General features: G+C 43.7%; 31 protein-coding genes. 24 read left to right on the forward strand and 7 right to left on the reverse strand.

All coding sequences use genetic code 11. From position 1 onward, the window contains the following. Window positions 1-150 precede the first annotated feature (150 nt). The 14 genes from FHS17_RS16670 (at window position 151) to FHS17_RS16735 (ending at window position 10,729) form a co-directional block, all read left to right on the forward strand. The gene (locus tag FHS17_RS16670; protein ID WP_208420436.1) at window positions 151-540 is read left to right on the forward strand and encodes a hypothetical protein; all 390 of its coding nucleotides are present in this window, start codon (window positions 151-153) and stop codon (window positions 538-540) included. Next, on the forward strand, window positions 524-2,284 hold the full coding sequence (locus FHS17_RS16675; RefSeq protein WP_167279575.1) for a terminase TerL endonuclease subunit: 1,761 nt from the start codon (window positions 524-526) through the stop codon (window positions 2,282-2,284). Before FHS17_RS16670 ends, FHS17_RS16675 begins: the two co-directional genes overlap by 17 nt. Before the next feature lie 15 nt (window positions 2,285-2,299). After that, window positions 2,300-3,493, forward strand: coding sequence for a phage portal protein (locus tag FHS17_RS16680; RefSeq protein WP_167279576.1), 1,194 nt, complete (start codon window positions 2,300-2,302; stop codon window positions 3,491-3,493). After that, entirely contained in the window at window positions 3,486-4,217 is a 732-nt protein-coding gene (locus tag FHS17_RS16685) for a head maturation protease, ClpP-related (protein ID WP_208420437.1), read from the forward strand. Before FHS17_RS16680 ends, FHS17_RS16685 begins: the two co-directional genes overlap by 8 nt. Further along, window positions 4,217-5,413 (forward strand): phage major capsid protein, encoded by a 1,197-nt coding sequence (locus tag FHS17_RS16690; protein WP_167279578.1) that lies wholly within the window; start codon window positions 4,217-4,219, stop codon window positions 5,411-5,413. Before FHS17_RS16685 ends, FHS17_RS16690 begins: the two co-directional genes overlap by 1 nt. Before the next feature lie 14 nt (window positions 5,414-5,427). After that, window positions 5,428-5,613 (forward strand): hypothetical protein, encoded by a 186-nt coding sequence (locus FHS17_RS16695; RefSeq protein ID WP_167279579.1) that lies wholly within the window; start codon window positions 5,428-5,430, stop codon window positions 5,611-5,613. Continuing rightward, window positions 5,594-5,890, forward strand: coding sequence for a phage head-tail connector protein (locus FHS17_RS16700; RefSeq protein ID WP_415639921.1), 297 nt, complete (start codon window positions 5,594-5,596; stop codon window positions 5,888-5,890). Before FHS17_RS16695 ends, FHS17_RS16700 begins: the two co-directional genes overlap by 20 nt. Next, complete coding sequence (locus FHS17_RS16705; protein ID WP_167279580.1) at window positions 5,887-6,504, forward strand: phage head closure protein; 618 nt, start codon at window positions 5,887-5,889, stop codon at window positions 6,502-6,504. The genes FHS17_RS16700 and FHS17_RS16705 overlap by 4 nt, the downstream gene beginning before the upstream one ends. Next, window positions 6,501-6,923 carry a phage tail terminator family protein gene (locus FHS17_RS16710; RefSeq protein ID WP_167279581.1) on the forward strand — a complete coding sequence of 141 codons (423 nt, stop codon included), beginning with the start codon at window positions 6,501-6,503 and terminating at the stop codon, window positions 6,921-6,923. Before FHS17_RS16705 ends, FHS17_RS16710 begins: the two co-directional genes overlap by 4 nt. After that, entirely contained in the window at window positions 6,916-7,353 is a 438-nt protein-coding gene (locus FHS17_RS16715; RefSeq protein WP_167279582.1) for an HK97 gp10 family phage protein, read from the forward strand. Before FHS17_RS16710 ends, FHS17_RS16715 begins: the two co-directional genes overlap by 8 nt. Before the next feature lie 31 nt (window positions 7,354-7,384). Continuing rightward, the gene (locus FHS17_RS16720) at window positions 7,385-8,290 is read left to right on the forward strand and encodes a chitobiase/beta-hexosaminidase C-terminal domain-containing protein (protein WP_341805842.1); all 906 of its coding nucleotides are present in this window, start codon (window positions 7,385-7,387) and stop codon (window positions 8,288-8,290) included. Between the two features lie 97 nt (window positions 8,291-8,387). Then, complete coding sequence (locus tag FHS17_RS16725) at window positions 8,388-9,569, forward strand: acyltransferase family protein (RefSeq protein ID WP_167279584.1); 1,182 nt, start codon at window positions 8,388-8,390, stop codon at window positions 9,567-9,569. Window positions 9,570-9,639: 70 nt separating this feature from the next. Continuing rightward, on the forward strand, window positions 9,640-10,092 hold the full coding sequence (locus FHS17_RS16730; RefSeq protein ID WP_208420438.1) for a phage holin family protein: 453 nt from the start codon (window positions 9,640-9,642) through the stop codon (window positions 10,090-10,092). Next, window positions 10,076-10,729 (forward strand): glucosaminidase domain-containing protein, encoded by a 654-nt coding sequence (locus FHS17_RS16735; protein ID WP_167279585.1) that lies wholly within the window; start codon window positions 10,076-10,078, stop codon window positions 10,727-10,729. The genes FHS17_RS16730 and FHS17_RS16735 overlap by 17 nt, the downstream gene beginning before the upstream one ends. 49 nt (window positions 10,730-10,778) lie before the next feature. Here FHS17_RS16735 and FHS17_RS16740 read toward each other — a convergent pair whose 3' ends face one another. The 4 genes from FHS17_RS16740 to FHS17_RS16755 all read right to left on the reverse strand — a co-directional run bounded on the left by FHS17_RS16740 (window position 10,779) and on the right by FHS17_RS16755 (window position 12,753). Then, window positions 10,779-11,495: a phospholipase D-like domain-containing protein gene (locus tag FHS17_RS16740; RefSeq protein ID WP_167279586.1), complete on the reverse strand. Its 717-nt coding sequence runs from the start codon at window positions 11,493-11,495 to the stop codon at window positions 10,779-10,781. 45 nt (window positions 11,496-11,540) lie between these two features. Continuing rightward, on the reverse strand, window positions 11,541-11,714 hold the full coding sequence (locus FHS17_RS16745; RefSeq protein WP_167279587.1) for an SHOCT domain-containing protein: 174 nt from the start codon (window positions 11,712-11,714) through the stop codon (window positions 11,541-11,543). A 101-nt stretch (window positions 11,715-11,815) separates the two neighbouring features. Further along, window positions 11,816-12,160, reverse strand: a complete 345-nt coding sequence (locus FHS17_RS16750) for a hypothetical protein (RefSeq protein WP_167279588.1) — start codon at window positions 12,158-12,160, stop codon at window positions 11,816-11,818. A gap of 278 nt (window positions 12,161-12,438) precedes the next feature. Further along, window positions 12,439-12,753 (reverse strand): hypothetical protein, encoded by a 315-nt coding sequence (locus tag FHS17_RS16755; RefSeq protein ID WP_167279589.1) that lies wholly within the window; start codon window positions 12,751-12,753, stop codon window positions 12,439-12,441. 123 nt (window positions 12,754-12,876) lie between these two features. Between FHS17_RS16755 and FHS17_RS16760 the strand changes: the two genes are divergently transcribed. From FHS17_RS16760 to FHS17_RS16790, 6 genes are all read left to right on the forward strand, one after another. Further along, a complete protein-coding gene (locus FHS17_RS16760) occupies window positions 12,877-13,671 on the forward strand; it encodes a ParM/StbA family protein (RefSeq protein WP_167279590.1) in 795 nt (264 codons plus the stop codon). Window positions 13,672-13,895: 224 nt separating this feature from the next. Further along, complete coding sequence (locus FHS17_RS16765; protein ID WP_167279591.1) at window positions 13,896-14,108, forward strand: hypothetical protein; 213 nt, start codon at window positions 13,896-13,898, stop codon at window positions 14,106-14,108. Between the two features lie 100 nt (window positions 14,109-14,208). Next, window positions 14,209-14,658, forward strand: a complete 450-nt coding sequence (locus FHS17_RS16770; RefSeq protein WP_167279592.1) for a hypothetical protein — start codon at window positions 14,209-14,211, stop codon at window positions 14,656-14,658. A gap of 1 nt (window position 14,659) precedes the next feature. Then, window positions 14,660-15,337: a M23 family metallopeptidase gene (locus tag FHS17_RS16775; RefSeq protein WP_167279593.1), complete on the forward strand. Its 678-nt coding sequence runs from the start codon at window positions 14,660-14,662 to the stop codon at window positions 15,335-15,337. Continuing rightward, window positions 15,334-17,736, forward strand: coding sequence for a type IV secretory system conjugative DNA transfer family protein (locus FHS17_RS30305; protein WP_208420439.1), 2,403 nt, complete (start codon window positions 15,334-15,336; stop codon window positions 17,734-17,736). Before FHS17_RS16775 ends, FHS17_RS30305 begins: the two co-directional genes overlap by 4 nt. A 124-nt stretch (window positions 17,737-17,860) precedes the next feature. Further along, the gene (locus tag FHS17_RS16790) at window positions 17,861-18,643 is read left to right on the forward strand and encodes a hypothetical protein (RefSeq protein ID WP_167279594.1); all 783 of its coding nucleotides are present in this window, start codon (window positions 17,861-17,863) and stop codon (window positions 18,641-18,643) included. A 109-nt stretch (window positions 18,644-18,752) separates the two neighbouring features. Here FHS17_RS16790 and FHS17_RS16795 read toward each other — a convergent pair whose 3' ends face one another. Continuing rightward, on the reverse strand, window positions 18,753-19,490 hold the full coding sequence (locus FHS17_RS16795) for a GNAT family N-acetyltransferase (RefSeq protein ID WP_167279595.1): 738 nt from the start codon (window positions 19,488-19,490) through the stop codon (window positions 18,753-18,755). Window positions 19,491-19,711: 221 nt separating this feature from the next. Between FHS17_RS16795 and FHS17_RS16800 the strand changes: the two genes are divergently transcribed. Beyond that, on the forward strand, window positions 19,712-20,314 hold the full coding sequence (locus FHS17_RS16800) for a hypothetical protein (RefSeq protein ID WP_167279596.1): 603 nt from the start codon (window positions 19,712-19,714) through the stop codon (window positions 20,312-20,314). Window positions 20,315-20,492: 178 nt separating this feature from the next. Here FHS17_RS16800 and FHS17_RS16805 read toward each other — a convergent pair whose 3' ends face one another. Together FHS17_RS16805 and FHS17_RS16810 are read right to left on the reverse strand one after the other, a co-directional pair. Further along, window positions 20,493-21,542: a nuclease-related domain-containing protein gene (locus FHS17_RS16805; RefSeq protein WP_167279597.1), complete on the reverse strand. Its 1,050-nt coding sequence runs from the start codon at window positions 21,540-21,542 to the stop codon at window positions 20,493-20,495. 46 nt (window positions 21,543-21,588) lie between these two features. Beyond that, complete coding sequence (locus FHS17_RS16810; protein WP_167279598.1) at window positions 21,589-22,236, reverse strand: LexA family protein; 648 nt, start codon at window positions 22,234-22,236, stop codon at window positions 21,589-21,591. A 176-nt stretch (window positions 22,237-22,412) separates the two neighbouring features. On the opposite strand from FHS17_RS16810, the gene FHS17_RS16815 reads away from it, so the two are divergent. The 3 genes from FHS17_RS16815 (at window position 22,413) to FHS17_RS16825 (ending at window position 23,307) form a co-directional block, all read left to right on the forward strand. Beyond that, entirely contained in the window at window positions 22,413-22,625 is a 213-nt protein-coding gene (locus FHS17_RS16815) for a helix-turn-helix transcriptional regulator (protein WP_167279599.1), read from the forward strand. Between the two features lie 61 nt (window positions 22,626-22,686). Further along, window positions 22,687-23,007 (forward strand): hypothetical protein, encoded by a 321-nt coding sequence (locus tag FHS17_RS16820; protein ID WP_167279600.1) that lies wholly within the window; start codon window positions 22,687-22,689, stop codon window positions 23,005-23,007. A gap of 96 nt (window positions 23,008-23,103) precedes the next feature. Then, complete coding sequence (locus FHS17_RS16825) at window positions 23,104-23,307, forward strand: hypothetical protein (RefSeq protein WP_167279601.1); 204 nt, start codon at window positions 23,104-23,106, stop codon at window positions 23,305-23,307. The last annotated feature ends 64 nt before the right edge of the window (window positions 23,308-23,371 follow it).

Here is a 23,371-nt window from a genome sequence, read left to right on the forward strand (position 1 = left end):
CCTTTTCGTGTCGAATGATGTCGAAAATCACCATTTGAGGGCCAAGGCACCCCCCCCTGAAAAATCGCGCAGGAGGGTTTTTTGTTCACCGCTCTCGACAGCTGCAAAATCACTCGAGTTACACGCACATACGGAGGGGGTGTAGTATTTTTGACTGAATTGACCAAAGAAAAGCGGATTAAGAAGGAAGTTACCAGACTTAAGAGGCTGTTTAATGTAATCCCTAAAAACACGTTGGAATCGGTTATGTCGTTAATTACTAACGCCGCCTTCATGACTGTAACGCTAGAGGATCTGCAGCAGAAGATCAATGAGGATGGCGCTGTAACCAAGTATCAGAACGGTGAAAACCAGTGGGGTACGAAGAAGAGTCCTGAGGTCGAAATTTACAACACGATGGTCAAAAACCATGCCTCACTAATCAAGCAGCTCACTGAGTTGATTCCTAAACCAGATGATATACCAATTGTCCCAGTCATGCCGCCGCCGAAGAAGCAAGATGCATTCGAGAGGATTGTAAACCGTGGCCAGGGCGGCTAAGGTCATTGATATCCCGGTCTACATCAGAGAATGGCATGACTATGTGGAGCGGGAACCGAAGAATCACGGTAAAGACATAAAGGATCTAAAGAAACTCGTGGATAAGCTGCTGCGGTCAAAGACGATCTTCTATGACCCAACAGACGTTCAGGCATTTATCGATTTCTGCGCTTTGGTGAGACACAGAGAGGGACGATGGGCTGGTAAGCCGCTTGAGCTTAGCATTGAGCAAGCGTATATCGCTGCTTGTGTATTCGGCTTCAAAGTGTATGACGAGGAGCTTGGCATTAACGTCCGTTACTTCAAGGAGCTCGTGCTCTTTGTAGCCCGTAAGTGGGGTAAATCAACGTTCATTTCAGCGGTGGCAACATTTCTATTAATGGCAGATGGTGAGCCAGCAGCGCAGGTTTGGTGCCTTGCAACACAGAAGCAGCAAGCGTCAATCGTTTACGAAAGTGCGAAGGCCTTCTTGCAGTCGAGTGATGTGCTGACGCCTGAGGAAAATCCTCGCAAGCATTGGAGGACCAAACGAGATAGAGACAACTCAGAAATGATAATGTACCCGGCTGCCGGTAGCTATATGAAAGCCGGCTCGAAGAATAGTAACTCCCAGGACGGTCTTAACCCGCATGCGTTCATCATTGACGAATGTCACGCTATTAAAGACCGCAACACTTATGATGTATTCTCATCTGCCGGCGGTGCTAGGACGCAGCCTCTTGGAGTTATTATCTCGACGTTTGGCTTTGAGCGTGAAGGCATCTTCGATGGTATCTTGGAGCGTTGTAAGAAGGTACTGTCAGGCAAGAGCAAAGAGCGACTGTTCCCGATGATCTTTAGGATCGACGATGATGATAACCCTGCCGATCGTTCTTGCTGGATTAAGGCAAATCCCGGTGCCCGCGAAGGCAGACCGACAATGGGTTACCTGGAAGGTGAGTATCAGAAGGCGGTTCAAGATCCGGCGCAGATGCCATCATTTCTGGCCAAGCATCTCAACAGAGCAAGTGGTATGAGTGTTGTTTACTTCGACCTAATGAGCGTCGATAAGTGTATGGCGGACATGGTTGAAGCGATGATCCGAGACAAGTATGCTTCTGGCGGAGTGGACATGGCGGAGACGACAGACCTTTGTTGTGCTTCCGCTTTGGTTCCTTACGGAGGCCGACTGCATCTCTTCCAGAAATACTTTATTGCAAAGGCTCGCCTTGAGAAGAACAGTAAAATGGACAAGATGGCATACGAGAGCTTCTGTCGAACGAAAGCTGCTGATCCCTTGAATCGCGAATTGTTGCAAATATGTGAGGGCAGTATGGTTCGGAAATCGGATGTAACGGCTTGGTATGTTGAGTTGGCTAACACTTATGGTGTGACCTTCTGGAAGATTGGCTACGACCGCTGGCACGGTGGTGACTGGGTCGATGATATGGAGGCAAACGGCTTCCCGCGGGAGGATCCAGACGGCCGCGGCGTGACGTTCCCAGTGGCGATGGGTTCTAAATCGTTATCTACTCCTATGAGGGAAACGAAATCGCTATTTGAGGATAAGGTCATTCTATTCAGCCCACAAAACGGACTCTTCCGATGGTGTGTTACGAACACTGCGGCTAAGATCGACACCAACAGCAATATACAGCCGGACAAGTCGAAGAGCAGGGCACGTATCGATGGATATGTGTCTTTTTTAATTGCCTACATTGCTTACAAACGATGCGTAGATGACTTTGAAACATTCCAGCCGTGAAGGGGGTGAGAAAAATTGGGGTTTTGGAATAAGATTTTTCGATCTGCAGCAGATGATGGTCCTCTGAGAGTAAAGCTCGTTAGTGATCGCGGTGACTGGTACACCAGTTGGAATGGCAGTCTGTACAAATCAGATGTAGTTCGCTCTGCGATACGGCCAAAAGTAAAGGCTGCCGGAAAGCTAGTTCCACTGCATATACGTGAAAGCCCAGACGGATCAATTAAAGTGAACCCGGATGCTTATCTGCGGTTTCTTCTTGAGGAGCCGAATCCTTATTCAACTGGTCAGATGATGCTGGAGAAAATGGCGACACAGGTGCAGCTGAATAACAACGCATTTGCCCTTATCTATCGAGATGATAACGGGTATCCGATGCAGCTTTATCCGATTACAATGGCAACCAGAGTTGAGGCCATACGCAATGATAACAATGAGCTGTCTCTGAAGTTTTGGCTTCCACGAGGAAGCACGATGACAGTCCCTTATTCTGATGTTATTCACTTGAGGGATGACTATAGTGATAATGACGTATTTGGGAGCCCAAAGGCTGATGCGCTTGAATCGTTACTTGAAACTCTGAATGCTTCAGACCAATCCATCGTTAATGCGGTCAAAACATCCGCAACAATTCGCTGGATTATGAAGTTCAAGCAAGTTTTGAAGAAAACCGACCGGGAGTTACAGGTCAGTGAATTCGTAAATAGCTACCTAACTCTAGATAATGACGATGGTGTTGCTTATGCTGACCCGCGTTATGACCTGGAGCAAGTCAAGCCTAACGCATATGTCCCTCCTACATCGCTGCAGAAAGAAGCTGTGAACCGAGTTCATAGCTTTTTTGGTGTGAATGAAAACATCGTTCAAGCAAAGTATGACGAGGACGAATGGACGGCTTGGTATGAGGCTGAGGTTGAACCATTGGCCATGCAGATCGCTGGGGAGATGACACGTAAGTTCTTCTCTCGTCGAGAGCGTGGGTTTGGGAATCGAATCACTCTTGATTCAGGCGACTTATCCTTCGCCAGCATGAACACGAAGCTGCAGCTCATGCAGATGGTCGACCGCGGTGCAATGACACCGAACGAATGGCGGCGCGTTATGAATCTCCCTCCAATTGAGGGTGGCGACAAAGCGATTCGCCGTCTTGATACAGCAGTCGTAGACGATGGCAAAGCAACTAGCACGAAAGGAGGTGGAAAAGGTGCCTAAGACAGTCAATATCAAAGGTGTAATCGTCGGAGATGACGAGAAGTGGATCTACGATTGGTTTGAGATAGCAGCTACAAGTCCAGGGGATGTTCAAAGGGAACTCAATGATGCAAATGGAGAAGCAGTCGATGTGTTTATTAACTCGGGCGGCGGATCCGTATTTGCGGGTTCAGAGATTTACTCGCTGATCAAAGCTTACCGTGGCAAGACGATCGGCAAGATAGTTGGGTTAGCAGCTAGTGCAGCAAGTGTTGGCGCAATGGGCTGTGACACTGTACAGATTTCTCCGACAGCACAGATCATGATTCATAACGTCTGGTCTTATTCTTCAGGCGATTACCGTGATATGCAGCACACGTCGGATGTATTGAAAAATATGAACACGTCCATAGCAAATGCTTACAGACTGAAAACAAATTTGGAAGAGCAAGAGCTGCTGGACATGATGGACAAGGAAACGTGGTTGAGCGCTCAGCAAGCCTTAGAAAAAGGCTTTGCAGACGAGATTATGTTTGATTCAGAAAAGAAACTCGCTGCTAGTACTGGTGGATTTGCTGGTCTATTGCCTCCAGAAGTCATGGAGAAAATGAGAGCTCATTTGAAAGCAGGTGGAGCTCCAGCTCCGGTAGCAAGTGTTGTTGCTGAACCACAAGTCGATGAAATGAAACAACGGCAATATGCCGCAAAATTAAATTTACTCAAATTGAGGAGCGTGGATTTGTAATGACAAAGAATGAATATCTGGCTAAACGTAAGACTCTTTTGAACGAAGCTGATCAGCTGATTAATGCCGGCAAATTGGATGAGTACGAAGCGAAAGAAAATGAAATCAAGGCACTGGATGCACAGTATGAGGATGCTGCAAAGGCTCAGGCAAATGCTGCAGCTATGCAAGGCCGTCTGGCTGTTCTGACTAACGCATCGATTATTAAAGACGGTAACGACGATGAAGGAGCGGGCGGTACTGTTCTCGCAGCTACACAAGAACCAACTCCACAAATCGCGCGTAACTCAGCACGTGGTAAAGCGTTGAAAGCAAACAACGCGGTGACAGTTGGGGCTGGAACTGTTGTAACACCTCGTCATAGTGCGTCGGATATTCGACCAACATTTAATCAGGTTTCGTCTCTGATTGACCGTGTTGGCTATAAAGAACTTAAAGGCGGCGAAACTTTCCGTCAACCGTACATTGTTGGATATGGTACAGCTGATTACACGGCTGCTGAAGGCGATGACTACAACACTGCAGAGCCTACATTTGCATACGCGGATATCAACAAAACGAAGGTTACTGCGTACGCAGAAGATTCCGAAGAAATCATGAAACTTCCTGACGCAGATTACGATGGCGAAGTAATGAAAGGCATCACGATTGCCAGCCGTAAGAAACTCACTCGTGAAATCCTCATCGGTACCGGAGCTGCCAATCGATTGACTGGTATTTTCTCTACTGCGGCTACAGCAATCGATGCTTCTACGGACTTGGCGATCTCTGCGATTGATGCATCGACGCTGGATGACATTATCTTCAGCTTCGGAGGCGACGAAGAGGTTGAAGACGCAGCGGTTCTTATCCTGAACAAGAAAGATCTCAAGGCATTCGCGAAGCTGCGTGGAACGGACGGTAAGAAAATCTACAACGTCGTATCCAACGGTAACACAGGTACAATCGATGGCGTACCGTTCATCATCAACAGTGCGTGCAAAGCGATTACTGATGCTGCAACGACTGCTGGCCAATTCGGTATGGCTTACGGTCCACTTTCCAACTACTTGTTGACTGTGTTCAGTGACCTGGACGTACAACGTTCTACTGACTTCAAATTCAAACAAGGCATGATTGCTCACCGCGGTTCCATCTTCGCCGGCGGTAACGTTGTATCGAAAAACGGCTTCTTGCGCGTTAAGAAATCCGTATAAGGAGGGCTTACTGAATGGCTGAAGCTAAAGTAACCCAATACATTCTGTGTAAGCTGGATGGGAAAGAGTACGAGCCAGGAGATACCTATGAAGGTTCACCTGAACGTATTGCCGAGTTAACCAAACTTGGATATCTCGAGGCAGAAGAAAAAGCGAATCGCGGTCGTAAGCGGAGTGCTGATGATGGCAGCGCTGATTGATCGAGTAAAAACCTCACTCAGAATCAGTGCCGCGGCATTTGATGAAGAAGTGAGTGGGTTGATTGCGGCAGCCCGACAGGATTTAGTTCTGTCGGGCGTTTTGTCTATCAAAGCGAACGACGAGACAGATGCTTTAATAACTCGTGCAATCACCGTATATACAAAAGCACATTTCGGCTATGACAACCCAGATCATGAACGGCTGCTGGCAGCTTACGAGATGTTAAAAAACCATCTCACTTTATCCGGGGAATACACGGTCGGTGAAAGCCCATGATGTGGCGTGACGTTGTCAAACTGTTTAGTCTGTCGCTGGTCGGCACTGATAATCAGTCAGTAGCTGAAACTGATAGAACTGTATTTGCCAATAAGAAGTCGGTTGCTCGATCTGAGTTTTACCAGGCTTTCGCAAACAATTTGAAGCCAACGATTATCTTCGAAGTCCGTTCCGTTGAATACGAAGGTGAGCAGAAGCTGCAGCATAACGGCGTTGATTACATCATCCTTCGGACGTACAGCCGGAATGACGAAACAATCGAGTTAACTTGTCAGTCAGTCAATGACGTACAAACCAACTTAGCCCGGCTGCAGAACATCGTAGAGATTTGGCACCATATTACGGGCACAAACAACATGGGAGAGATGCAACCAGTTGAAAGACTACTCTTCACTGTGCCGGCGCGAGTGGAACAGAATGGCGGGGGCTCAAACAGCTCAGATGGGATCACTGAGACCACCAATTATGTTTCGGTCACAATGGTCTATCGAGAAGGTATAAGACCGGATATGTTTCTTAAGATCGATGGCAACCGGTACGATATCCGCTTTATCGAGGATCCGCTTAACCGCCACGAAACTCTGATCATCAGTGCAGAGAGGGTGACACCATGATTACTCGAGCCCAAATCAACAAAGCCATTAATGAACGAATAACAACTGCATTCTCCGGCGTGCCGTTACAAAGCAGCGATATTGAAGAGGGCTTCTCAAGGCCCTCTTTTTACGTTTCGCTTGAAACACCTCGGACTGAGTCTAATCAGTTTTCTCTTTATCGGGAGATGACCTGTAGAATCCGTTACTTCCCGACCAATCGTAACGCATCCAAAGAAGAAACTTACGATGTGCAAGATCGGCTGGAGATTTTGTTCGGACTGAACTTCCGAGTTTCAGACCGGACGATAACGATTGAAACTGCTGACTCTGATGTCGTCGATAAGGTCCTTTACTACAACTTCAATTTTGCTTTTTCCGAGGATATCGAGAACGTGGATCCGGAAGTGCTCATGCAGGAGTTGAATTTCAATGGATGATTTTGATATCAAGATGAATCCATTGTCTGTATTCGTTCGGGAGTTGGAAGATCTTCAAAAGCACTTCCCGAAGCAGGCTAAGCAGCTTATGATGCGGTCCGGTTCGAAGGCTAGGACCATCGTTGCTAGAAAGGCGCGGCAGCTGGTTCAGAAGAAAACGGGAACATACTTGAAATCCATTAAACGAGGCAAGGTGTGGATGGATGCAGGAGCGGGTTGGTACAAAGTTCGAGTTTACACCCGGGCTCCACACGGTCACCTCATCGAGCTTGGACACCGGATTGTAGGCAAAGACGGTTCAGAGCATGGCTTCAAAGAGGGCTTTCACGTTTTCGATAAAGCGACGGTAGAAATTGAAGACCAATGGACTGACATCGTCGAAAATGAGTTCGATAAAATCATGAGCAGTGGGCGGGAGCCAGCTGCCTAGGGCAACTATTCCACCAGACAATGTTCCTCCTGTGATTACAGCTTCAATACCTGCCGGTTCATATAGTGGAGCACAAATTGTGAGTTTGACATCTGATAAGGGGGCTTTGATTTTCTATACCCTTGATGGTTCTACTCCTACAACTGCAAATGGGACAAGATATAAATCACCTATAGCGATTTCGGACAACAAGACTCTGAAATTCTTTGGTGTCGACTCATTTGGCAATGTATCTGCTATCCAATCAGTAACTTATACGATAGCGCCATTCAGTACCACAGCAAATTTACTGGCTCATTGGCTAGCAAGTGATTTGTCAGCAAGCGGAGACGGCGCCAGCATTAGCACATGGAATGATAAGAGTACTAACAGTAATAACCTCACATCTGCATCTAGCGGGGAGAACCCTACGTTTAAAATTGCCAAGAACGGCAAGGCTGCTGTCTTTTTTACAGGCGGTTCGCAGAAACTTTCGACTGGAAACGTTATAATGCCTCAATACATGACGGTTTACATTAGAGTTCTATTCGACCAACTTCCGGTATCAAATCAGACAATTATTTCGCAGGACCTCTTAGGAAGTGGTCCGCGTTTGTGGCATGAAACTGTTGATTCAACATCATTTAAAGCTGTTGGATTTAATGGTACAAGTGGCTTGGTCGACCAACAAAGCGGCACGTTGGTACAGAGTCAATGGCATACCTTTGTGGCACGACATACTCCAACTACAATCGAAGCGTTCTTTGACAACGTCAGCAATGGAGCATTGTCTATTATTTCACAGAATGCCGGCACGCAAAAAATCAATATGGGTGGGACCTATAACGGGTCTGGTGTATGGGCTGAGTCATTAAACGGTTATATTGCGGAGATAAGAATCTATTCTGCATATCACGATAATGGCCAGATCTCAACGGTTATTTCATCATTAGCGTAACTATACATTGTTTTGGGTTTAATGGAAAATACTTGATCAATCAGGACTTTTGCCCCATTATTATACTCAAATGATTTTATTTGAGGAGATGAGCGGTGTGCGAAGGTTCGAGGAATTGGATTCATTAAGGGGCTTGGCAGCACTGACTGTTGTGTTCTGCCACTTCTTATTGATCTTCCCGGCAATGGATTACTTGTACTCTAATCCAGATGGAGAAGGAAGTATCTGGGTAAAAGCGTTAACGTATTCTCCGTTGCATCTACTATGGGGAGGACATGAAGCGGTAATTTTATTCTTTCTATTGAGTGGGTTTGTACTGACCTTGCCTTTCCTGAAGAGCAAACAGGCATACATACCTTACTTAATTAGAAGGATCTGCCGGATTTATCTGCCTTACTTAATTGCAGTCGTGATCGCACTGATTGCTTGCGTTTCGCTATATAGTGGTGTTGTTAGTGGATTGAGTGAGTGGTTCAATATTCGGTGGGTTGATCCAATCTCAATCAAAGCAATCCTAGCTCACTTATCTTTGATCCTTCTGCCAGGCAGCATGATGAACGAATACAATGCGGTGCTATGGACACTTGTTCATGAAATGAGGATTTCGATTATCTTCCCGCTAGTGGTGTTTGCAGTAAATCGTTTGTCATGGAGAAACAGCTTAATTCTGGCTGTGTTAATTTCGTTGGCTGGCTTCAGTGGGAAGTACATTGCTTATCCGTTTCATGGGAATGAACTGGTAACAACGCTTCAGTATCTTGGAATATTTGTTGTAGGCTCATTGCTCGCGAAACATAAGAACACATTACAGCAATTTTTCATGAAGTTGACTGCAGCTAAATCGGCAATACTTCTCGTGTTTGCAGTATTGAGTTATACCTATTCGTGGTGGTTTTTCTACGATATTAAGATCATTCACCTCGAAATCATTAACGACTGGATCATCACAGTAGGAGCGAGTATCTTCATACTATTTGCTCTATACTCAAAAGCCTTCTCAAGAGTGCTGTTGGTAAAACCGATTCATTACCTTGGCCGCATTTCTTACAGCCTGTACCTGTATCATTTTATTGTTCTAATTAGTTTGGTTCATCTGTTTAATGGTCAGTTGCCAATCTGGCTGATCACCGTGTTATCGTTCTTAGCAGCTCTAGCTATATCGAGCGTTGCTTATCACTTAATTGAACTGCCAGCAATTAGAATTGGTAAACATTTATCCAGTTACGCTAAAAGAAAAAGTACTGAGAAATCCTTGGCACAGAAGCGTGTGTTAAACTAACACGCTTAATAAAAACATTTTAAAGCTCCGCTATATGCGGGGCTTTTTATTTTGATTAGGAGCGTGGGAGATGAAGAATGTCCATATCATGAATTGGTTAGCAGGGGCTTTCGGAGCGATTGCTACTTATGCATTTGGGGGGTGGAGCGGCATGCTGGAGATATTCTTTTTGGCCCTATTGTTTGATTACCTAACGGGAGTTGCCGCTTCGCTTAAGGAACAGAAGGGGTTAAGCAGTCAAGTTGGATTTTGGGGCTTGGTAAAGAAGTTATTGATGATCGCGGCAGTTTACTTTGGTCATCGTGTTGACCTGGCATTCGAACTTAATTACATCATGATGGGCTTGCTGTCTGCTTTCCTCGCTAATGAACTGATTTCTCTTGCTGAGAATTATGGGAGGCTGGGTTTGCCTCTAAGTAAATACATCGCACCGATTATTACAGTACTTAAAAGCAAATACCAACAAGTGGACACAGTTCTTTCTGCCAAGGAGGAGGCAAAAGATAATGACGCATCAGTTTAATAAGGCCGCGTTCTTTGAGTTCTTAACTCCGACTGTTATTCGAGTGTGGAAAGAAGGATCTCCGCTCCTACCAAGTGTCCGACTGGCTCAGAACTGGTTGGAGACTGGCGGCCGTATCCATGATTGGTTTAACCTTGGCGGATATAAGGTTGGTAGCGGCATAACTAATGCCTACTGGAAAGGTCGAACAGTCAACACAGCTACATGGGAAGTGTACGCAGGCAAGACGATCAACACAGCGGCAAACTGGCGTGCATACGATTCGATCTATGACTTCTATAAGGATCAGGATCTCCTCTTCACAAAGACCCGTTATGATCGTGTACGAGCGGCCAAGACACCTGAGGCACAGACTGCTGCGCTGTATGCTTGCGGGTATGCAACAGATCCTGACTATGCCAGCAAACTGATGTCGATCATCAAAACAAACGACCTGACGGTTCATGACAAAGAGGAGGAGGATGAGGACTTGGAGAAGATCGATGTATATGTCAATGGAAAGAAGCTCACAGACGGTCTGTATGACGATAAAGCAGGCGTTACTTATGTTCCTGTCCGTTCAGTCGCTGAGTCTCTTGGAGCGTCAGTGAAGTGGGACGGAAACGCTAAACGAGTCGATTTAACCGCCAAGAAATAGTGAAAGCCCACCAGCCGCATATAGGCTGGTGGGCTTTTTTTGTTTGTAATTAAGTTTCGCAAGCAATTCCATCGCCATCTTTGTCGAGCTTGGTGCTGTACCCTGGATCACCTTTTCTAATTGGAGCTTTGCCAGCTGCTTTGACCGCTGAACAATTTGCGTAAACGACATTAGAGGACGCAGGCGGAGTTGTAGGTGTAGTTGATTGAGCGATCTTGTACTCCACGCTTTTAAACCGCTTCGTGTCAGCCCACATTTTGTCGAACTGAGCAGAGAAATTCTTCGCCACATCTGCGGTCCTGATTACCATCAGTATCTCATCGTTCTGCTCACTCGCAGCCTGAGAGTAATTAAATGAGCCAGTTGTTCCAATCTTCTTGTCAGCGATCGTCATCTTGATATGCATTAGACCACTATGTGAATTGACCTTGATTGGAATGCCTGCACTACCGAGTATCTTAAGTGCTTCAGTCTGAGATTTACCTGCTGCTTGAACCTTATCTGTGATGATCCTAACATTGACTTTACGCTTTTTAGCATCCTTTATAGCGGCTACGATATCTGGATCCGTAAGGCTGTAGATTGCAATGTCGAGCGTACTCTTTGAGGATTTAATCGTATCGATCAGAAGCTTTTCCTGATCCTTGCCAACAAATGTCCATTCTACATCAGCTGACTTTACGCGAGCATTTTGAGCTGCATACACAATGCCGATTGAGGCAGAAAATACAAGAATGAATGCTATAAGATACTTTGTTAATTTCAATGGAATGCCTCCTCCTACTTTAGGTCTTCCTGGCCTATCTGTGCTTCATATGCCTAGAAGTTGTTTCTTTTTGAGCGCGAATTCCTCTTCTGTAAGGAGCCCCGTATCTCTCAGATCAGCAAGTTTCTTGATTTGATCAGTCAGTTCATCCGATATTGATTCAGCAAATACTTCGGAGGTATTAATCGACTTTTTTTTTCTTTTCTGCCAGAAGTACATCGCTATAAACCCCAGTATGAAAAATATTATTAGTTCCGTTATCTCCACTCCCTCTCAGTTAATTGTTCCAAAATCTGTTGTTAAAGCACCTAGACTCTGTCTTAAAAGCAATTTTTGATAATGCATCTAAATATCTTCTCATCAACCTCAACTAGGCTCTTCTTTCCATCTTTAAACTGCAACGCAACAATATGGACTCCTTTTGTTTTAGCTGAAAGTCCAGCTAATAACCCAACAGGTCCAAGTAAGAATCCTCCTACTAATCCCCGGCCAACTGCACTAACAGCACTCTTGCTGTGAGATTCGTCCATTACTTCATATCCTTCAATTGAATCTTTGTTTAACTGTACATTTTTAAATCCATTAGATATTGCAACAATACCAAAGTTGGATGAAATACGCTTTCCTTCGTAATCTCCAGCGATCACTTTATTCTTCGCTCCCATGAGGCCTATCACCCATTTCAAATTTGGTTTTAGTATACCTTTAGAACTAGATTCCAGCAATAGGAAATTGATCAGACAAATGCCCACTGACCTAAGCGGTCAGTGGGCATGTTTCGTTTTTCGCTTCTTAAGTTATATTGAGCCAACTAAAGGTAAGTTCAATTATACCAATAGCACCAAAGTAAATAGCTCCAGCGATCAGTCCAAGAATGACATCCATAGTTCGCAACTCCTTCGGTTTTAATGAAAAAATTATCCCCGAAAGTCGCAAGTGATATTCACCCCATGGGCGGCCAAAAGTCTTCGGGACGGACATTCTTACCTGATAATTTACGAGCAGCATCAGTCAGTAATTTGCGTGTGCTTTTTCGAACGATATATTCTGGATTATTGCAAACGCGGGTCATTGTATCCCGATGCAATCCCGTTTCCTCGCTAACTCTTTCCTGAAATATCTTATTATCATCAAGAAACTCTCCGTATTTAGTTCTCTTCTTACCAATCCTAAACATCATACTCACCTTCGTCTCTTCCATTATCTTTCTATTATTTTGGACGAGACTATCAAAATTTATACTGTGCTCTTTCTGCATATGCGGAAACTCTCCCAAGCCATCACCATAGGCTAGTGACATAACCAGTGATTAAACGACAGGCTTCAACAGCTTGGTAGTGATACCACCGGTGACGACAGCTAGAGGAGGCGGTATTACAGCATGACGATTCTTACCATTGACGGCGGCGGTTCGACAGTAAAGTCGTATGACGGCGTTCAGCTCCGTCAGTTCCCCGCGACGATCAGCTACGATTGGCGACAGCGGAATATCGAGAGTAATGGGTTATACGACTTTGAATGGGAGTACAACGGGGGTAAAGGCTTTGCTGGCACATTAGCGCAGCGAGAAAGTGACTGTGCAGACAGTATGAAAGGAGATACCAAAGCGCATCCAGAGGCTGTCCTACGTGTATTGCTTGCATTACACCAATACTGTCCAGACCCAGCACCACGGATCATTGTAGGCCAGCCGATTAAGACGCACACGCTTGGCGAGAAGACAGCGATTAAAGAGATGTTGCAGCGCAAGCACGACATCACAGTGAATGGTCAACGGCGCATAATCTTGGTTCAACGTTGCGAGGTCGCAGCCGAAGGTGTTTCTGCTGGGTTGCTGGTAGCTGGTGCTGGTTTAACCAGGGTGATTGATATCGGCAGCGGGACAGTGAACTTCGGAACTTTGATCGATAGGCAATTCAATGATTTGGGCAGTTTCACATTAAGTACAGGGGTTGAGACAACAAGAGGCGGCATATCCGCGCTTGCACATCAAATAGCTCGTGCAGCGAGGGCGGCAAAATGGCAATCGGAGGAGAAGGTGTATCTTTGTGGCGGCGGGGCATTGGCAATGCTGGAGTTGCTTCGCCCATACTTCCAAAATGTCGAGGTTATTCCGGATCCGGTGACAGCGAATGTCCGGGCATTCTATATGATCGCGAGGAAGGTGTATGGCTAAGAAAATCAATAAGATACCGGTTTGCTTTAATATGTTAGACCCGGATCAAGCAAAGATGCACGAGTGGGTATGTAGCAGACCGAACCGATCTGGATACCTAAAGAGATTGATACAGAGGGATATGGAAGGTGGCGCGGCAGTTGGTGGACGTAACACTAAGCCTGCATCAACTTCGCTAAATGATGATTTTAATGCGAGTGCTTTTATATGAGGGGGGAATTACCATGACAATCAAAATTAACGGAAGGGAACTTGAGAAAATTGAAGAACTCGAAAGATTGGAGCAGCATTACTTCGAAGTCATCAAAACAACAGCTTATATTATCCTCGGCTGTATCGCTGTCGTTTGTTTGCCTGGGATTGTTAACGCCATTGCCAGCATGGGTCTTGATATCGGGCCGGCTCGTATCATCAATGCTTTTAAGGCGATTAAATAGCGAAAACCGCCATAGGCGCAGTACGGGCAAGGCGCTGCGGGCGGTTTACCCTCAGCCTATGATACCTCATCGGAAATAATGCAAGTACAGGAGGGAAGTTATGAAATTTTGTCTAACTGATGCAGGGATGTGTGAAATTGCACCACTTCCATATAAATTATATTGCAACAAAAAAAATAACCATATCGAGCGTATCCTCGAGAAGGTGCGCTCCGGTGTTGAAATCATTGTCGAACACGTTGAGCGCCATAAAGTCGTTTATCGGATCGGAGCAATGACTCTGGTTATGTTGATCGGTCTGGATGTCACTGCATTTGCTGCTGATTCTAGTATCGATGAGAACGCGGGTAAGCTTTACCACAAACTCATCGGAATTGGGAAATGGATTGTTCTTATGAAGGGTGCTTTTGACACAATCAGCCATACGGTGCAAGGTGATTTCGTGGCAGCTCGTAAAGCCGGTTTAGCTTATATGTTGGTGTACGTGATCCTGTTGGGGTTGCCGTGGGCTTTTGATCAGATTGAAGGTTTGTTTGAGGAGATGACCTGATATGCCGATGAAGTTTCGTATTTCATCCGAGTATGGGGTGTTAGAGGAGATCCGCGGCGGCCGGGTTCATAAGGGCATCGATCTGGCTATGCCGCCGGGAACTGAACTTCACAGCATTGCAGATGGAACTATTGAGAAGGTCATCAATAACAAGCTGATGGGTAATGGAGTTTACGTTCGTGCTGAGAATGGCGATGTTCATGTTTACGGCCACCTCGACAAGGTAGCGGTTAAACCAGGAGACCACGTTGATGCCGGAGATTTAATCGCACTAAGTGGGAACACAGGACACAGCACAGGACCGCACCTGCACTTTGCCTTACTACATGACGGGTATGTGGCTGATCCCACACCGTTAGTGAATGCAGTGCAACACTACTCCGGAGAAATAGCAGGACCGTCCTTCCTAGGCATTAAAGGTCCAGCGCTGTTTATTGCAGAGAAGGTGCCCCATAGTATCGGGGATGCAGTCAAGGATCAAGTGGCACATAGCCTCGCCGCACACGCTCTCGACTGGTTGCAGGCAGCTTCTATCGTCTTTTATGAACTCGGTCTGGTTGCATGTACAGCGCTCATTATACTGGGTGCAGTGGGGCTCAAGAATGGTTACCGCTGGGCGGGAATGACATTCATTTCCGTCGCGTTATTAAGATACTTGTTGGGCGGTGTAGCAGAATGAAAAGCATCACGTTAACGAAATATCTGCAGGTAACTCAACCCGAATATGTTTACCTTCGAATCAAACCAAACAATGCTGTCCGCAATCAAGGGACTTACAAGATCGCCAGAGCAATTGCCGCGCTACACAAAACCGCACTCGCTAACATCAAAATCGAAGAACACAAACTGGTTAAAGCATTCGGGAGAGAATTCGTACTCGGTACGAGGTATCGCTACACAATGCCGGCGAAGGTTGGCTATTACATTTACATGGAGCAGCGTAAGGTTGAGTTCTTCTTCATCGTACCACGGCAGCATCTTGCCTTTCTTCGGGAGAAGTTGTCGGACGTATGGGGTCAGGTGACGATCGAGGAGGTTGCAGAACTTCCGGGCTTTAGTTCAACAGCCACACGGTATGAGTTGGTCTACGAGAAAGAGGATGCCATGAGCGTGGCTACAGACCGCCGTAACAACGACCTGCTGACCAGTAACCTGAACGCTGTAGAACTGCTGGAGGAAGGCGATAAGCTCGCTATCATGTACAACTTCATCCCTACTTCCCAACTCAGCTGGAGGCATCTCTACAAGGCTACAATCGATAAGGTTAACCGCCGTCTTCCAGTGGACCGCAATAAGATGGGCACATGGTATCTATTCCGTTATTTGATTGCTGCAGGCAATGCTGTATTTAAGGAGATTGCTGAATCACTTAGCGAAAAGAAAGGTGCAGCAGCTGGTGGTGATTATATGGATACTCTGCTTGATCGGCTTAATGGAGGCCGCAAGATAAGTGAGAGCACGACAAAGAAAGCAGCCAGCACGATAATTGATACGCAGATCGTAGTGATGGCTGAGAGTCCGGATAAACTCCGTGAGAGGAACGCAGCTCGAAGTCTGGCACAGTCATTTGATACAGTGTCAGAAGACAATAGGCTGCTGTATAAGCCTTATCGACGGCAGTTCCTCTTCACAGACCGCTATCTTCCAGGAGCAGAGAAGAATAAGGTAGGTGACCTTGAAGCCCAGAACTTCCTCGAGCTGCCTGGTAGAGGCGTCTTAGAACGATATGACTTCATTGACAAGGTAGAGACGCAGGAAACCCAAGTGCCGGACGATCTGAAACAAGGCGTGATGAGTATTGGCACTAACAAGTATCGTGGAAATGATCAGGCAGCTTATCTATCGACAGACAAAGAATACAAAAACCTCATGCTTGCTATTATCGGACCTACACGTGCAGGTAAATCTACGCTGATCGGTAACTTAAGCCGAGACGCAATTAATGCGGGAGAGAGTGTATTTATCTTTGACTTCGTTAAAAACTGCGAGTTAAGTACCGAGGTTTCAGAACTATTCCCTAAAGATAAAACATTAGTTATTGATTGTGCTGATCCTCGTAAAATCCAAGGTTTAGGATTTAATGAAGTCCCTCATACCCCAGACCCTTTTTTCCAATACGATAACGCTAAAAAGCAGACCACGCAGCTGATGGTTCTAATCAATTCAATCAATGCTGACGATACCAGGCTGACGGCTAAGATGGAACGGTACTTAACAAGTGCAGCACTCGTCGTGTTCATTACTGGAGGGAGCATCAAGGATGTATTCAATGTGCTGCAGAACCATCGTGCTCGACATTCTTTCCTTGAAAAAGTACCAAAAGTGCATTTCGAAAACTTAGAAGAGTACATGAATAATCTTGAGGAGCTTGATGAATACAAAGATGTGAAAACGAAGGTTGGGAAAGAAACTATAGTTGAATCAGTGTTATGTGGGACAAAAGATCACCTTATCACTGGTGTAATTGATCGTCTGAATAAACTCAAAGCGAATACTTGGATGGAGCAAATGCTTAAGAAATCAACTGCTGGGAACATCGATCTGGTTCAAGAGATCCAGAAAAATCAATTGATCTGTTTGAAGATGCCAGAGACCATGTTCCAAACAGATGGAGAGCGCGACATCTATACGACTTATTGGCTAGCAAAGATATGGCTTGCACTCCAGATACGCGGGCAACAGATACCCGATCGGGGGAAGCTGACTAAGCTGAATGTCATAATTGATGAATTGTACCAGGTGGAGAATACAGAGAAACTCCTTACAGAGAAGATAAGCCGTTTGGCTAAGTTCGGAGCAAAGCCAATAATCAGCGCCCATTACCTCAATCAGATCCGACATATCCGCGATGAGCTGCGATCTGCCAATGCCTCATATATGCTGATCAGTGGCTGTGATAAGAACAATTACAAGGAGCTAAGCAGCGAACTATATCCATATACAGAGGAGGATCTGCTTAAGCTACCACGTCATCATAGCTTGAATCTGATTAAGAACAAAGATGGTTATGCGAGGTTTATAACAAAGCTTCCATGTCCCATAATAGTAGACGATTACTATAGAAATGATGAGACATAAGTTGCTGTTTTACACTAACTCTAAAATTAAATAATATGAATGCACTATAGCATTAGTCTAAGCATGTTTTTATAGTATTGCATCTCCTATATAAATGCATTTTAAAAAAAGGATGGTGCAATAAATGGGGAAATCACCCAAAAATACAAGTATTACCAAAAGACCTAATCCACCGAGAATTATTAGTAGAGAGGACTTGGTACCTGCTTCAACTAGAAAGGCCTCAGTGACTTTAAGTATATTTGTCCTAATACAACCAGGTAGGGGTATTGAGTCTAGACCGGGTATTGCAGCAAGTATTAGAAACGATATTAATAGTGTTGAAACAATATGGAATATATCAGTCGGTTATGAAATTATTTATGTAGCTTATCAATTAGTATCCTCAAGAAGTGTTGAAACAGATAATGCCTTCCGGTTCATAAATCCTATAGGCAGGACACTTATTGAGTGGGTTGAAAGTATAAATCAGAAAAATAGTAGAAGAATACCTGTAATATATACTGACCTTACAACAAATCTAGCTGGTAATACTGGAGAAACTTATGTTCGAAGGTCTTCAACCGGAGGAACACCAACACCAATAACTGTATCCGCACTTGTATTAATGTATCTTATTAAGGGGCCAAATACTTTAGCTCATGAATTAGGTCATGCATTTTTTGGTACAGATCCGACTGGTATGAATAAAGATGGTTTCGATCCAGATTCCGGCGCCAATCATAATTCAGATGAAAATAATGTAATGCATTCACCAAGCCCAAGCGTTCCAGCAGCATCATCAATGGCTACATTGAACCAAAGAACAGTGGCTTACAGAAGTTATTATATAAATAATCCTTCAAGTCCTTTATCCCTAACTCAATTGAGGCGTATAATTCACAGACCTCCTCTTAAATTTTTCTAACGTTTGAGCAAGCAAACAATCTGACTCTTACCGGAGTCAGATTGTTGCTTAAGGCTCCTTTTTGGATGCTCCTAAAGGGGAAGCTACTAAAAGAGTTATTGTAAGGTTATTACTTGTTATTGATGTTAGAGTTTAGCCTTAACGCTATGGATTTTTTAGACTTCAATCGACTACCATTACTGGCTACATCAAGTTTTTTATTATTTGACTTCAACTTACCAGCACTGGAATTTTGGCTACCGTTTGACTTCCACTGGCCACCACTGGAATTTTGGCTACCGTTTGACTTCAACTTACCAGCACTGGAATTGTGGCTGCCGTTTGACTTCCACTGGCCACCACTGGAATTTTGGCTACCGTTTGACTTCCACTGGTCACCACTGGAATTTTGGCTACCGTTCGACTTTCCATGACTTAAGTTCAATGAAGTCGACATCCCAATTAACAGACGTTTTTTTGTTTTATATAAAGTTTTAAATCCAAATTTCTTGAAAATGAGCAGAGCTTTATTGTTTTTGTTACTTACTGCACCAGTAATTACATCAACACCTTGCTTCTTAACGTTTTCTAAAAAAGTTGGAAAGAAGTTTTTAGTTATACCATTACCTTGAACTCCATAATCAACAATTGCATAGCTAATAAAAATTGTATTTGATAAAATAAAACGATATGACAATACACCTTCTATCCGTTCATATTTATTACAAAGAACTATTGTTTTGTTCTTTTTTAATACTTCATTAGCCGTTTTATATTTTGTGTCAAAGTGACGCAGTAATAAATCAATAATTATTGGTTTATCTTGGTTAGTTGCGGGGCGAAGATAATAATTTTCACTTAAGTGCAAGATACCATCTCCTTTAATTTATTCTATTTCGTAAAACAAGCTAACTATTGCTAATTAACCTTATGCTACATATATTCAGTCACAGAGTATTATTCTTGGGTAAATACCGCCTCATAATAAAAGTAGATAAAAACCATTTATTTACTAGACAAACTTTTGGACTATATTTACAATTTTGTTGCAGGAAAATTTACCTATTTAATGAAAGTGAGAGGGAATTGATGAATTTATTGATGCAAATAAGAAGGTTTTTAATATTTGGCGTGGGGGGGATTGGCCTATTAGTCAGTATTATCGTCGCTCTTGCTAATAAGGAAGAGTTAAAAAAAGACAATGACATTATAATTTTTTTAGTGCTATTGTTTTTAGCAAGCTTAGTCACACTCTTGTATAGATTTTCCAGAGCTAATGTCTTTACTATCACATTATTAATCTTTATTGCTGCGCCGCTAGTGATTACTTTGACACTATTGATGCTTATCATTCTAATTACATCAGGGTCGTCACACTATTTAGTTGTATATTTCCCGTTTTACTCCATACCGTTATATTGCTTGATTTATATATATCTGTTGAGTGCAAAGGAAAAGCAATTTCTACAACAAATTAAGGTTGCCCTCGGTTATCATTCTGCATTCTTCGGTACCATATCACTAATTGTGGGGATGTATTTTTTTGCGAAAATAGGGACAATACCTGATGTCACAGTAAATATAACTAAAGGTGAATTTATTAATTTTCGCTTTCTAGCTGCTTTGTTATCATTTCCATTTCTTGCAACAAGCTTATGGGGCAGAGCTATTGTGGATCACAAGCTACTGTAAAACCAAGTAATGCCGAGAAAGAAAGAGGGGCGGGTAGTCTGATTATTTATCCACATTGCTTTGAATACCACTGAGGTTATTTAGAGGTTACTGATAGAACAGGTTTGTTTGACCTATAATCATAGATAAATCCTCCTCTAAATGGCTTTGAGGAGGATTTATCTGACAATCCACATAATTATTCGGTAAGGTGCGAAACACTTGTTACAATAAAACTATCAACAGCACCGAGAAAATATGCGGTAAAAGAATACTTCTGTCCAACATTTATGTATGGTACTTTTGTTGATTTGGGAATCATTAAATATTCTTCTGTAACGTTATTATTTTCATCAATTAACAAAGTAATGTACTTGTTGCCGTTCTTCTTATTATAATTAAATCCTGATACTTTGCCTTCTATAACAATCAAAGGGTTATTACTTGTGTTTGCATAATGATATTCTTCACTGTTAGCACCAATATTAGTTAATGTTACACTTATTATCCATGCGCCAAGGAGTAAAATAATTAAAATTCCAATAAAACGTGATATAAATCTGAAATTTTCTATTCGTGGATTGTACTCTTCTTTATGTAATCCTATATCAACTGTTTTTTCGTTTTTCATATTCATACTATATAGTTTATTATTAGTAATTCGATTAATAAACTTTTCAATTTCTGCCTTACGTTGTGATAATCCAAAACCTCTTTTTGATTTAAATGCTTTTTGGAGACTATGCTCTAGCGATTCATTTAACTGGTCGCTGAATAAGTGGTGTTTCCAGAACTGTTCTGAAAGTGATTCACTTCCAGATGATTTTCTTAGGACTTCATGTCTTGAGAACCCATAATGTACTACTAAATAACCGAAGGATGTATTTATTAGTGATGGATAATTGGATTGAATAAGCTCAATAAGTTCTTGATAATGTAATTTTACCTGATAAAGCGGATTTGTGATCTCATTATTTTTCCATTCCATTGAGCCATCATTATGTATGTTCTTAATGGGATCTATTGACCAGTTCTTCACCTCGATGATACGAAACCCCCATTTGGGAGAATAGATAATAAAGTCGGGATCGTACTTGCCAATAGTGGGGTGAGCAATTACATAACAATCTTCAGGAAGGTATTTGCACAAAAGTTTCCCTGTCTCAAACTCCCCGATTTGCCCCTTAACTATGTTTTGTGATTTGCTTAAGAAAGAATCATTGTTAACCTCGCCGACGAGTTTTGCCATACTGTTTAGCCTCCATGATATGAGAATTATTAAGTGGACATGAAAGCTAAAACGTAATAACTACTTTTTTCAGTTTACCAATTATATATATGTTATTTTCACCTGCCGTGCAAATGATCGGCGGGTAATTTGTGTTTTCAGACTGCAGAACGAGCGTTGTTCCTTGGCGGTATACACGTTTCAGTACAGCTTCTTCCCCGATCAACACAGCAGCGATCTCTCCGTCTTCAACTTCTTCCTGCTTGCGAATCAGCAGCAGGTCGCCATCGAAAATGCGGGCTCCTTGCATACTATCTCCCTTAGCTCTGAGGTAGAAGTACTCTCCACCATTGATCCAGGACCGTGGTGTCGGTTCATAACCTTCGATGTATTCATATGCGAGCTGGCCATTACCGCAAGAAATCTTCCCGACGATCGGAAGGGTAATGTTGTCAGTCTCCTCAACCTCAATGCCCAATTTCTCATAGGCCCCTTCGGTCAGTTGTAGGACACTAACATCGAGTGCTGCAGCCAAATCCTTAAGCCGCTCTGTATCGATTCTATGTTCACCGTTTTCGTAACGTTGAATTGTTTTCTTAGTGAGCCCGACTTTTTCAGCGAGGACTTGAAGGCTGTAATTTCTCAGATCACGATACTTTTTTATGTTTGCGCCAGTTGCAGCGTAAAATTTTTTTGTACCGATTGCATCAGTCATTTTTAAAATCCCCTTCATTAATGGCTTGAAAACAGTATACCTCAATTAAGACACATCCATCAAGATAAATTAATATTCGTGTCTTAAACGGGTTGACGAAGGTAAAATGTGGTGCTATTCTGAGTGTGTCCTAAGCGAGACACGAATAAACGTTCTTATGGAAAGGCGGTGAACGAATGAAGATTTCGGTAAAGGCAGCACGAATAAACGCAAATAAGAAAGCGCAAGAAGTCGCTGATACTCTAGGTATATCGATTACTACGTATTCCAGGAAAGAAAACGGACATGTTCGTTTTTACGCTGATGAAGTCGCCAAGCTAAGCAACATGTTCAATGTTCCATATGAAAATTTTTTTGATGCGGGGTGTCTCGAAAAAGACACGGATTGATGCTCCGCTGATAGGAGGAAATCGGAATTAGTCAATATGCACCTGAATAGGAGGCGATTCAATGACCGGCATCCAGCGAGTAATGAACAAATGCATGTTCTTCCTCCAACTCGAGGATCGGGCCAAAGCAGATGGTGATCTAGCCAAAGCAAAGCATGCGAGAAGCATGTATCGCACTTATAAGCTACAACTCAATAACATGAAGGCACGCCGCAGTAAGCTTGAATCCAACTACCTACAACACGAACTACATAAGCACGGAGCAAGCTTCCAGCAGTACGTCGAGCTCGTTGAGCTGAGTCTTAAAGGACTGGAGGCGCCGCATGTACCAAATATTGAAAGCCAAGATCGAAGCTATCCTGCATCTGAACAGATTGTGTGAGTTTAGGAATCAACCAGAGGTACATCCTTCTCAGCATGATTGGCTTGACATCGAGATCGCAGAGCTTGAACGAGACATAGTGAGGAGGAACTGCCAGTGACTATGGGGAACGCAGCGCATATAAGGACGGTCTTCGTTCAAGAGCAACCGGCAAAAGACCTCGGAACCGTGGTTAACGAGAAGATGGTCGAACTTGGAAGTGATGTTGAAATCATTGACATCAAATTCACATCTTTTTCAGACGAAGATGGAGTTGGCTGGCATGCTGCATTGATCGTTTATAAAATGTCGGACAAATAGCTGCTTTCAGCTGGCCCTATTATTTTTTTGCCAAAATCGGGTGTTTGAGCCCGAAATCAATGGG

It is taken from the genome of Paenibacillus lupini (genome assembly GCF_011761355.1).
GTDB lineage: Bacteria > Bacillota > Bacilli > Paenibacillales > Paenibacillaceae > Pristimantibacillus > Pristimantibacillus lupini.